1 protein-coding gene is annotated in these 12,916 nt (G+C 68.1%); it reads right to left on the minus strand.

The window, feature by feature from the left end:
- Window positions 1–34 precede the first annotated feature (34 nt).
- Window positions 35–12,916, minus strand: coding sequence for a LysM peptidoglycan-binding domain-containing protein (locus tag ABLE38_RS08315; protein ID WP_348973687.1), 12,882 nt, complete (start codon window positions 12,914–12,916; stop codon window positions 35–37).

A 12,916-nucleotide genomic window follows, 5' to 3' on the forward strand; every position in this document is an offset into this window, starting at 1 on the left:
CGACACGAGGCGCGCCGCACTCGCGAATCGCATCCTAGACCGGGAAATAGTGATTTCCGATCGAGAGCAGCGGCTGCTGGTCGTCAACGCCGTCGCCATAGATCAGCAGGTCGACCACCCACTGGTCGCCCGTCACCGCGACGATGCCGAGCGCGGTCGCGTTCTGCTGCATGGTTGCGGCGAGCTGACCGCAGAAGCTCTTCGGATCCTGCGCCCAGTCCTTGGCGACGTCGAAGCTGTAGATCGGCACCAGCAGCAGCGGATTGCGATAGCTGAGCTTGTCCGTCACGGGATCGCCACCGCTCGGCGAGCGCCAGTAGCTCGCCTGCACCCGGATGTTGCGCGTCGCCGATTCGCCCGAGCCGACCAGCGCCGCCTGGCCGGCGAACAGCTTCTCGAACAGGGTGCAGAGTGCCACTTCGAGGGACGTGCCGGTTAGCGCCACCGCATCAGGCCGCTGGATGAACGGCGTGATCCGCGTCGGGAAGCGGGTGAGCGGCGTCTCGTAGACGAAGCCGGGGTTCACATTGTCGAGCAGATTGGCGTTGCGCGAGATCCAGAAGCCGCCCCAGGCATTGGACAGCGACATCGCATCGAGCCGGTAGAAATTGAACTGTAGATCCAGCGGCGCACCCTCGCCGATCTCCTGCGCGCTGGTGAGCGAATAGCTGAGCTGGGTGCCCGCCTGGGTGCTGGGCAACGGCACGAAACCGGTTCCGATCGCGAGCGAGATCTGTGGCCACAGCAGCTGGCGCCAGATCTGGAGCGTCGCCGGCGTGGTCGTGGAGACGAGCTGGAGCCGATAGGTCTGGGGCGGGATCAGCTTGGCCGGATCGCCATTGTCGATGATCATCCAGTCGGCATTGGGCGCGGTCGTCGATACCGTGACGGCCGCATTGCCGCTCAACGGGAAGGCGTGATCGATGAAATCCTGCGACAGGCTCGGCGGGATCACCTTGTTCGCCAGGCTGCTCGCATCGGATGTCGAGCTGGCAAGGAACAGGAAGTCGTCGGGCGCCTGGCTGAAGTCCATCGCCTGTCCCACCCGATCAAGCACCAGCGCATCGACCTTGCCGTCCGCCGCAATCCGGGTGGAGAGGTTGTACTGGAAGGACGAAGGCACCTGCGGCGCGCCGAGCGCGAGGGTCTGGCCAAGCCATGCATTCTGCACCTGCTGCGCTGTCCAGGCCAGGGCAGCGAGCGCGTTGCGCGCCGCAGTCTGCTCGCCGGGCGTGGGGGCATTGAGCAGCTGCGGCAGCGCCGCCAGGTCCTTCGCCACCGCCGGCCAGATCGCACTGAACCCGGCCAGCGCGTGCACCACTGCGCTGCGATCCGCTGCACCGCGTGGCGCAGGCGTGGAAGCGTCGGCGTCGTTGAACGTGATCTCCAGCGTCATCTCGTCCTGCGCCGCGAAGGGGCGCTGGGCGTTGAACTGATAGTCCCACTGGGTAAGCGTACTGTCGGCCAGCCCGCCGCTCGGCGGAGGGGAGGCCTGCTGGCCGGAGATGACCGCGGGCACCGGATAGCCGCGCAACGCGATCGGAATCGCGACCTGGCCGATCGCATTGGGCGCCGGGTCGAGCGGCAGCACGAAGGACAGCCAGGACGAGCCTTCATAGCCCGCCACCCCGTTGATCCCGTAAATGTCGAACTCGAGCTGGTTGGGCACGAAATCGAGATCGAGCACGAGCTTGCGTTGCTCGGATGGCCGGCTGACCGTGAGCAGCGTGGTGAGCGTGGCGCCCTGGCTGAGTTCGGCCTTGCTGCTCTGCAGGCTGATCTGCGGAAGCGCCTGGAGCGCGCGCGGCATCGCCGCCGGGTTGAGCGTGTAGCTGCCCGGCATCGTCCCGGCATCGACTTCGGCGATGTCCGAGGCGAAGCTCGTCATCCCGCCGAACTTGCCCGCCACGGTGGCAAGCGTATCGCCTGCTTGCGGGGTGTAGCTGGTGCCGCCCAGCGCGACCTGGCTCTGGGGCGCGAAGAAATCGGTGCGCTCGGCATTGGCGGCGAGCAGGTCGGCCACGGCCGCGCCGAGCCATAGCGCGCCGGCGCTCACTGTCAGCGTGCCGGCGGGCACGGTCACCGTCGAGGCATTGACCGGCGTGACGGCACGGAACAGCGCGGCGCCGTTCGTTGCCAGAGTGAGGCCGCCCGCCAGCGCCTCGAGCGTTGTGTTGTACGCAGCGGCAATGCTGGTCAGCGTGTCGCCGGCGAGCGTGGTCCGCGCGGCGCCCGCATAAAGGGTCCCGACCCCGGCACGGATGATATCGGGTACGTCGCCGATCGCATCGACGAGATAGCCGGTCGCCACGCCGGCGTTGCGCGCCAGCGCCGCGAAGGGGTGGGCCGGATCGACCGGCGTCGAATCATCGGGCGTGGTGACGACATTGGCATTGAGCTTGCCCGCCAGCCGCGGCGCATTGCCCGAAACCGTGCCGCTGCCACCCACATCGACGCCGAACTGGACCAGCGCCTGCGTCGAATAGACGCTGCCCAGCGTGATGAGCAGCTGCTGCTTCATCGTGTCGATCGCGTCCTGCAGCCCGTCGCTCTGATCCGCTTCGATCGACGCGACCAGCGTGGACAGGCCGGTGGCGATATCCGCCTTGGCCGAAAGGATCGCGGCAAGGCTCTTCGCCGCAGCGGGGTCCGTCTGCGCTGCGGCGGCATAGGCGGGCGACAGCGCCAGGTCGACGGCCTGGAGGAAGGCGAGATTCCAGTCCTCCGGGTCGGCACCCCTGAAATTCATCGTCTTCGTCGCGCCCAGCCCCGTGTCGCTCGCATAGGTAGGCACGGTGACGTTGTCGGCCGAGAAGGCATAGGTGGTGAGCGGCTCGACCGCGAAGAAGCGCGCCTGGCTCGCATCGATCTTGTAGGTGATTCCGCTCGACGAGAAATTGACCACCCATAGCGCGCGCACCGATCCGCTTGCGCTCGATCCGGTGCCGCCCGCCATCGCGGCACGCAGCGAGGGCTTGGAGACGACGGGTGCGAAATTGGTGTGCTGCGGGCCGGTGGCGAGCTTCTGCCCGGGGAAGGCAGCCTCGAAATCGGCGGCGAACTGGTTGAGCGACACCGGCGCACCTTCGCTCGCCGCAAAGGGTGCCGCGGCAATCGCCGCATTCGCCGAGACGACGCGCGCCGAACCGGCAAAGGCGGGCGCGACCAGCGTCGGAGCGCGCGAGATCGCAAGATCGACGGCGAGGCTGAGGATCGGCTGGACGTCGGCCGGCGTCACCTGCGCGCCGATTACGGCACCCGCCGGCACGCCGAGCAACGTACGCGCCAGCACGGGCACCGATGCCGCCGCCGTGCCGATCGTCGCGATGTCGATCGGCGGCAGCTTGGCCGCGGTGCGCGCCGCATTGAGGCGCGCGGCGATCAGCGCGAAGCTGTCATGGACGAAGACGGTCACGTCGGTGCCGTCGACGGTGAAGGTCTGCCCCGGCGTGAGCATCCCGGGCAGGCAGGCACTGGCCCCGGCGAGCGTGCCCGGATCGGTGGCGAAACGCGCCGCCAGCGCTGCCAAGGTCTCGCCGGCAGTCGATGCCCAAGCCGGCGTGATCAGCACCGCACCCTGCGCCAGCACCCCGGCCGTCGCACCGATCTGCTGCGCGAAATCGCCCGGCGACAGGCTGAACTTGGCAGCGAGCGACGCGAAGGTCGCATTCGCATCGGGCGTGACCGTCGTCGAGCCGATCGTGATCGGCTTGGGCGCGAACAGCCCGGGCCAGTTGAGATTGTCGGCGGCGAGCTGCGCCAGGCTCCACCCGGCGAACTGCGCGACGACGGTGCTCAGCGCTGCGTTCGCCGGGGCGGCGAAACTGCCCGCCGCGACTGCGCCATTGTCCGCCGACCAGGGAATGACGAGCTCGGCCGCGCTGGCGAGCGCCGCAGTGGCGTTGCTCGACAGGATCAGCCCCGGCGCGGCGTTGTTTGCGCTGGCGATCGAGGCGAGCGTGTCGCCCGGGGCGATCGTGTAGGCGATGTTCTCGAGGAAGAGCGCGGTCGACGCCGGCCATATGCCGGGCACCTGCAGGTTCGCCTGGAGCAGCGCCGCCGGCGTCGCCGGACCATAGGCTGCGGCAAAGCTCGTCAGCGTCTCGCCGCCCGCCACCACCGCGCTGGCGATCGTCGGCGCCGCGGTGCTCGCGAACAGCGGCGCCACATAGGCATTGGCCGCGGCGACGTCGGCGGCGGTGAAGGCCGTGCCCGATTGCCCGCCGAGCGTCGTCGCGACGCTGTCGAGCGTGTCGCTGGCGCCAGTGACGGTGCTGTAGCTGCCGATCGACAGCGTGATGCCCTGGGTGAGCGGCGCCGTCGCATTGGCGGTGGCAAGCCCCGGCACCGATGCGGGCCCATCGATGATCGTGCAGTCATAGGCATTGGCGAGCGCGGCGAGCGACAGCCCGACATCCGCTGCCTCGATATCGCGCACGGCGGTATTGAGGATCGCGCCGGCCATCAGCCCCACATCGTCATTGTTCGCGGCGAAGCTCGCCGGATCGCTGACACCGACACGCGCGATGAACCCGTCCGCCGTTTCGCCCGAGAGCGTGGTCTTGAACACCGGCACCTGGATCTGCGGGCCGGCGAAGACCAGCGCCGCCTCGGCATTGGCGTTGACCGTCGCCAGATCGTCGAACGAGGCCGGATAGCCACCATTGCCGCTGGTCACCGGGGTGGTCAGCGCCTGGAGCGTGGCAAAACCCTGGGCCGGTCCCGCGGTGGTGAGCGCCAGTCCCTGCGCATTGGCGAGATAGACATAGGCCGACCCCGCCACGCCGCGCAGCGCCGCGCGCACGGCGTCGGACAGTGCCACCGAATTGGCCACCGGGCCGAGGGTTGTGCTCAGCGCGCATTCCACATCGGCCTGGAGCAGCTGGTAGAAGATCTCGCCATAGCGCGCCTGCGCCTGGCCCGCGCGCGTCGCCGCCGGGCTGTGCGCGGCATCGGGCGCGCCCGCGATCATCGGCGCGGCGCTGGCATCGGGCAGGAACTTCGCCGCCGCGACCGACAGCGCCACGACCAGATTGGGCTGCTGGTTCAGGAAGCGATAGGAGCTGGTAAGCGAAGGCCAGCCGGCAAGCGAAACCAGCTCGTCGGTATAGCCGATCGGCCCGGTCAGCGTCGCGCCGCCGCTGCTGCCGGCAAGCACCGAACCCTGGGTGCGGTTGCCGAGCACGTCCTGGAAGGCGAGATCGAGCGACAGCGCCGCGCCCGCGGCGATCCCGGCATAGGGGTCTGCGTCCGACGGCGGCAGCGCCGCGGGCATCGCCGCCGGCTGGCTGGTCGCGAAGGGATAGACCGCCATCACCTGGCGATAACGCCACAGCCCGTCGGCGGGATCGCCATCCTCGTTGGCCGGCGTGGCGGGCAGGCCCTCGCCGCTGTCGTTGAAGCCGCCACCCGCCGCGATCTCGAAGCCGAGCATATGGTAGAGCTGGCCCAGCGTCTGCTGCGGGGTCGGCGCGGGCGCCGGTGTAGGCGTGGGTGTCGGCGTCGGGCTGGGCGTGGGCGCCGGTTCCGGATCGGTGCGAGTGAGCGCGAAGCCGGCGCGGCCCGGCGGCAGCGTCGCCACAGTGCGCAGCGTGTCCTGCGCGACCACGATCCCCGCGCCCTCGGCCAGGATCGGCGCATCGGCATTGGCCTCGCCCAGCACCGTCACCGGCAGGCCGGCCGCCGAGGCGATGGTGCCGAAGCTGTCGCCCTGCTGGATCGTGTGACCGGCATGGCCCGGCACCGCCATCGTCTCGCCCACCGCGAGCAGGCCCGGCGTCGCGGCGTTGAGCGCGGCGAGCGAAGCCGGATCGAGATAGGAATGGTCCTGCGAAATCAGCACCAGCGTGTCGCCGGCGGCGACCGTCTGGATCGGCTCGCCGAGCAACTGGAGCAGCGCGCCCGCCTGGAGGCAGGCGTTCTCGACAATCTGCGTCGCGAGCGCCGCGACGGTAAGCCCGGCGCGCTCGGCGAGCGAGAGCAGGCTGTCGTCGGGCTGCGCGACCTGGCCGGCGAGCGTCATGCCCGGGATCAGCACGCCCGGGATCAACTGGTTTACCGCGGCAAGCGACGCCCAGCCGAAACCGCTCGGCAGGCCGGGATAGGCGGCGATGATGCTGTTCGCCGCGCTGGCCAGCGAGTCGCCGGCAACCACGGTGTAGGCCACCGCCTCGAACATCAGCTTCTGGTGCGCCGGATCCTCATTGTCGCCGACGATCAGCGCATTGTTGAAGGCCATCGCGATCGGCACGTTCGCCACCTGGTCGCCCGAGGCGACGATCAGCTTGATCTGCGCCGACTTGCCGTCCTTGAACAGCCCTTCGGGCAGCCCCGGCTTGCCGGCGGTGCTGATGTAGCGAAGGTAGAAGCCGCCCGAGCGCACCGCACTGCATTCCCACAGGAATTGCAACAGGTCCTGGCTGTCGCCTTCGGTGAAGGTCGCGACGCTGGTCACGCTCGCCGGGGTGTTGAGCAGCGGCCGGGCGGCGAGTGTCGCATGCACCGGCGGCGCGTTGGTCTCGGTCGAGAGGTTGGTCTTGAGCAGGAAGCTGTTGGTGCGGTCGAGCGCATCGGTCACTACCGTGCCGGATGCCGCGTTCGCGTCCTGGCTGGCATAGGCGATGTAGAGATCGGCGGTGGCGTTGACGGTCTGCAGATGCTCCCACAGCGCGATCATGCGCTGCAGCCCGGCCTGATCGGTGCCGACCATGTTATAGACCCCCGGCACGGCGCCGGGGACCTGCTCGATCGTTAGGTCGAACACAGTGGCGAAGCGGCTGGCGGCCAGCGGCGCGCTGGTCACGCTGCCATCGGCATTGGTGGTGCCGAGCTTGCCGGCATAGGCGAGCGTGCCGGTCGGGCTCGCCGCCAGCGCATCGGCGAGCGGCGCCGGCAGCATCCACAGGCTCGGCTGGACGACTGCGGGCGGCGCGGCCTTGCTGGTGCCCTTCAGGTCGGGCAGCTCGGGCGTCTGCCACCAGAGCAGCGCCGACGGCGGCTGGCGATCGGGAGTGACGGCGAATTGCGGCAGCATCTGCGCCGCGCCGGCGGGCACGCCCGGATCGAAGGTCAAGCTGGCGAACGCTGTGATCAGCGCCACTTCGCCCGTATCGAGCGGGAAGGGGTTGTCCGGCGGCACCACCCAGCTCGCGCCGCTGCCGGTGATCGTGATCTCATATGCAGTCGTCGCGCCCGCATTGACCGGGAATTCCTGCCCGACCAGCGCATAGAGCGGATAGGTCGCCACTGCCGCCTGCGCCGCGACGCTCTTGAGCGAGGGCGCCGCTTCGAGCTGCGCTGCCGACGCGCTCGTCTGGAAAGTCGGCGCCGGGACGCGCAGTCCGCCCATCAGGAAGCGCGAGGTCATGTTGAGCGCATTGGTGAAGCCGCCCGTGGTGGCGAGTGCGGCACTCAGCCGGTCGGCGCGCATGCCGGGAATCGCCGGGATCTTCGCCGGCGTTTTCGTTGTCGCGGCGAACAGCGGCAGCTGTGCGAGCTGATCGACCAGCCGCTCGAGCGACAGATCGTAATTCTGCGCGAGGCCGCCCAGCGTATCGGCCGCGACTAGCGTGTGGCTGACGCTGGCGATCGTGATCGGCGCACGCGCCGCAAGGATCGTGCTGCTCGTCATCGCCGCATTGCCGGCGAGCGTGGCGACCGTCAGCCCATATTGCCGCGTCAGGTTGGCAACCGAGCTGGCATAGGGGATCTTGACCACGGCGCCGGCCACCGGCTCGGTGCTGCCGTTGATCTGCTGGAGCTGGAGCAGGGCGGCGGCGACGGCATCGGGCGCGAAGAAGGCCGCGGCGATCGTCGCATAGGTGTCGCCGGTCGTGGTCGTGTAGGCGAGCTGGTAGCTGGCCGCGACGGTGTGGACCACGTCGGGCAGCGCCACCGGCTGCGAGGGATCGAGCCGGATCGGCGCGTTGTTAGCGGTCAGCGCCTCGACCGTGAGCCCGGCATATTTGGCGATGATCCCAGCAAAGGTGTCGCCGCTCACCGTGGTGTAGGACACGTCGGGGCTGGTGCCCTGCGGGATCGCCAGCACCTGCCCGCCCGTGATCTTGAGCGTCGGGTTGGCGGCGGAAAGCGCGCTCAGCGTGACCGTCGCGCTGCCATACCAATAGGCCCAGAGACCGGCTAGCGTATCGAGCGCGCGCGTCTGGGTGCCGAGCTGGCCGAGCGTGATCGTCTGGCCCGGATTGAGCAGCGCCACGCTCTCGGCATTGCCGGCAAGCAGGTCCGCCACCTGGATGCCGAACTGCGTGGCGATCGTCGTCGGGGTATCGCTCGACGCGGCAGTGAAGCTGATGTCGGTCAGCGTGATCGCAGTGCCGCTGGCGAGCAGTCCCGGCGTGGCTGCGTTGATCGTGGCGACGGCGAGCGCGCTCAGCTGGCTCGGGATGAGCAGCACTTGGCCGACGCTCAGCTTGTCGAGATCCACTCCCGGATTGGCAGCCGCCAGCGCCGCCGGATTGACCGAGAAATCGTTCGCGATCGAAGGCGCGGTCTCTCCCGCCACCACGCTGTGCAGCACCCGCATCGCCGGGATCGACAGCGCGGTGCCCGGCTTGAGATTGCCGAAATCGACGCCGGTATTGGCCGCCTGCAGCGCGGCACCGGTCAGCCCGAAGCAGCTCGCCAGCCCGGCCAGCGTGTCGTTCGCCACGCTGGTGTAGGTCAGCTGCTGCGTCGGCACGAAGATCGCATCGCCCGGTGCCGGACCGGCCTGGGGCAGGTCCGGATTGGCGGCGGCGAGCACTGTCGCGGTCAGCCCGAACATCGCCGCGATGCCCGCCAGCGTGTCGCCGCTGCGGGTGGTGTAGTCGTTGTTGTAGAGGTTCGCGATCGCGGCGAGCGACATCGGCGCGGTGAGGCTCAGCGTGGAGCCGCCGAGCAGGTCGCGCGCGGCCTGCACTACCGATTTGGTGAGCAGGCAGAACTGGTAGCGGAACACGAAGGTCGCCAGGCTCTCCACGGTCGCCGCATTGGCCGCCTTGGGTGCCGCATTGTCGCTGCCGAACTTGGCCGCGAGGTTGGCGAAATAGTCGCGGATCGTGCCTTCATAGTCCGAGCTGACCTTGCGATCGGCGGTGAAGTCGATCGTGAAGTCGGGCGTCGAGAGCTTGAGCTCGGGGATCATCGACAGCACCGCGGCGGGCAGGCCGTCGCTGCCGCCGGTGGTCGGGCGCGGCGTCAGCGTGAAGACCACGCCATTGCTCGCGAACATGCCGGTCAGCGCCGAATAACCGAAATAGGTGTCGCAGGCATCGGCGGCGGACAGCGCCTGGAGCACTTCCTCGATCACCGCGGCCGAGATCGTGTCATGCTCGTGCCCGATCGCATCGACTGCCCAATTGAGCAGGAATGCCATCAGCTGGTTGACGCCCTGGCTCGGGTCGGTCGAGGTCTGCAGCCCGAGCAGCATGCCGAGCACCGGCGTGGTGACGCTGTTCGGCGGCGTCGGGCCCGAGGGGAAGGCGAAATCCTGGCTGAATGCCTGGCTGACCAGCGGGATCGCCAGCACCGGCACCGCGATCGTCGTTCCGCTGGTCGCCGCCAGCCCGGCGAGCCGCATCCGGCCGAGCTGGAGCATGCGCGGCGGCCGGCTGCGCAGCTGGGCATAGGGCAGCTGGCGGAGCAGCAGCGGGCTCGGATTATAGGTCCGCCGGTCACGCAACATATTGTCGTTGCTCGCGCCGCCTCCGCCCGGAGGCGCCAGCGTCCAGGGCGGAGTCGAGTCCGAGCCGATGGTGAAGCTCTCGGTGATCGTCGCGTTGAAGCTGAAATGGATCCGCACGAAGAGGATCTTGATGCTCACCTCGACGCTGACGCCGGCGCTCACCTGGATCAGGATCGCCTTGTAGCTTTCCACGTCCATGCTGATCGAGGCATAGACGGTCAGGCTCACGCTCGCCGAGACGATGCCGAAATCGACCGTGGCATAGACCTTGCCGATCAGCGCCACCGTGCCGGTGATATGGTGGTAGCGCGCCGAGGGCAGGTTGGAATCATTGGGGCTGTACCAGCCGAGCACGCCCTGCAGCGCGCCGCCCACGGTGATGCTGATCCCGCCGCTCAATATGCCGAGCGACAGCGTCTTGCCCACGCCGACCTGGAGCGCGAAACCGAACTCGACGACGGTGCCGAAATGCCCGCTGGTCACCTTCGGCACGTTGGTCGAGGTCTCGCCGTTCAGCATCGCGAAGTAGAGCCCGGCGAACCCGGTGAACGGGAACACCTGGACGCTGAACGAGCGCGAGAAATCGGTGAGGCTGGGCGGATAGCCGAGGTCGATGCGGAAATTGCCGTTGGTGTAGATGTCGAGCGTGACCACCGGCAGCGTGATCGAGACCTCGCCGAATTCGAGGTGGCGCATCACATCGGGCAGCGTCAGCTCGATATGATAGACCCCGATCGTGTCGGTGACCTTGCGGTAGAGGATCTCGAAGCGCAGCCCGGCGAAGATCCCCGCCTTCTCGCCCGAAAGCTGGATCAAAAGGCCATAGACCACCGGATCGTTGAAGATCAGGTCCATCCTGAGCGTCGACATCACGGTGAAGCGCGTACCGATCAGCCAGTTGCTGCCCGCATCATAGGAAAGGTTCTGGAGCTGGGTGACGGGGTTCTTGTTGGGATCCGCCGGGGGCTGCATCGATGCTTCGAGCGCGTCGATGATCTTGTCCATCTCGGTCGGCACCGAGCCGGTGATGGCGACGCGCTGACCCACGCCGAGGAATTCCAGGTCGAGCACCTGCGTCCCCGATCCCGGCACTGCCGGCGGCGGATCGTTGAGCGCGTCCCATTTGAGCGGCGGGTTGCCGCCCTTGCCATAGGGCTGGCCGAGGAAGCTGCCGGTCAGCTCGAGATCGAAGCTCGGCTTGCCGTAGCTGCGGCTGTAGTTGAGCACGACCTTCTCAAGATCGAGGAAGCCGAGATTGGCGACATGGTCGAGCTCGACGCGGATCGCCTTGGTGGTGAGGTTCACCGTCACTGATATCGCGGGCAGTTCGATCTTCTCGAACGCATCCCAGGGCGATCCCAGCGACACCGTCCGCCCCGGCTCGGCGAAGGACAGCAGGAACGAGAACAGGTCGCCCACCGTCCCCTGCCCCAGGCTGATCGTCACCGTCGGCCCGCTCTTGTCCTTGTTGTAGCTGATCGTCAGGCTGCGATAGGCGAAGCTGATCCCCATGCTGGTCGGCGAGAAATCATAGCGGACCAGCAGCACCAGTCCGTGAATGTCGACCTCGCCCTTGAGGAAGCCCGAATATTGGCCGGCGGCACGGGTGATCTGCAGCTCGGCGGTGATCTCGGTATCGATCTCGTCGATCTTCCAGTCGACCACCGTGTCGAACATAAAGGCGCCGCCGGTATCGAAGGCAACGCTCAGCGATTCCACCGTGATGTCGGGCGGGTTGAACGAAAAGGGCAGCAGCGCCTTGGTGATGTTGACCAGCGGCAGCGGCTGGACGAGCATGCCGCTGAACGACCAGATCTTGCTCGCGCTGTCGGTCGCGGCAGTCACCAGCACCTGCGCCCCGAACAGCGTCGCGGTCGCCGCCAGCGCCACCGAGCGCGACGAGCTGCTCTGCACGATGCTGAGCGTCACTTCGTCGAGCCCGATCGCCGTCTCGCCCATCAGCTGGATCGACCAGGCCTTGCTGAAGGTGACGTCGCCGGTGAAGCTCCAGGTCTTGTTGGGGAGCGAAACCGTGCCCGCCAGCAGCTGCACCGTCATCCCCGTCGTCGGCGGATCGACGCCGAACACGCTGAGCAGCTGCCCGACATCGAACGCCGAGAGATTCTGGGCGCTCAGCTGCTGGTCCGGCAGGGTGAACCCGGCATAGAAACCCAGCTTGTCGTTGCCACCCAGATTGAAATTGCCGCCAAAGCCGAGCTGGACATTGGTGCCGCCCATCCAGCCGAAGGTCGCGCTCACCTGGGTGAGGTTGAGCAGGTTCGCCGGCAGTAGCGGCCAGTTGAGCGCGTTGCCCGTGTTGACCGCGACCTGGAGCAACTGGGCGCTGCCGCCACCCTGCGCCAGACCGAGCTGCATGGCGCCCAGATTCAGCACATTGCCGAGGCTGAACTGCGAAGGGACCAGCGCGCCGACCTGCTGGCCGACGAAAAGCCCCGAAAGCGTGCCGAGATCCGGGATCGACACGTTCACCGGCCCCGTGCCGAAGCTCGGGGCAAGCCCCCCGGACACCGGCAGCGCGCAGGTGGAGAGCAGCCCGTCGAACTTCGAGCCCGGGTTCAGTACCTTGCTGACCAGCTGTCCGCTCGCGCCGCTGGTCGTGGCGCTCAGCGTCATCTGAATCTGCATCGCCAGCAGCCCGGCGGTCGCCGAGGCGGCGGCAAAAGGCGTGGCGAGCTGGAAGACCGGGCTATCGCCCCAGCTGGTGATCGGGCCGGCAAGCAGCGGCGCCTTGCCCTGCCAGAGCTGGGCATAGGAGGTCTGGCTGATGTCGGGCGTGCCGCTGAACTGGAGCGTCGGCGGCGCCCCCGAGCTCGCCGTGAAGCTCGCCGCGGAAAAGGCCTGCACCGCCGGCGCTGATTTGGCATCGAGCTTGGCAAAGGCCTTGGCGAGCACCGTGCCCGAGGCCGTTGTCACCACGAGCGCCAGCGCGGGCACGCCGCCATTGTCGATCGTGAAGGTAGCGCTCGCCACCGGCTTGTCCTGGCCGAGGAAGGGACTGGTCAGCGTGCCGCTGATCACGATCGAATCGCCTGGCGGCTTCGTCCCCGTCACGGCCATCGACAGCGTGCCCTTGGGGAACAGGATCTTGTCGCCGATCAGCGCGCTGATCCCCGGCGATCCCAGCGAATTGCTCGCCGGAATATTGAGCGAGCTGGAGGTGTAATAGCCGGCGCTCTGCAACGCGCTCCACAGCTGCTGGATCGTCGTAGCCAT

The organism is Sphingomonas sp. KR3-1 (assembly GCF_040049295.1).
Classification (GTDB): domain Bacteria; phylum Pseudomonadota; class Alphaproteobacteria; order Sphingomonadales; family Sphingomonadaceae; genus Sphingomonas.

Excerpts from the sequence above, each read along its gene's own strand:
- ABLE38_RS08315 (WP_348973687.1), bottom strand. The coding sequence starts at position 12,916 with ATGGCTACGACGATCCAGCAGCTGTGGAGCGCGTTGCAGAGCGCCGGC.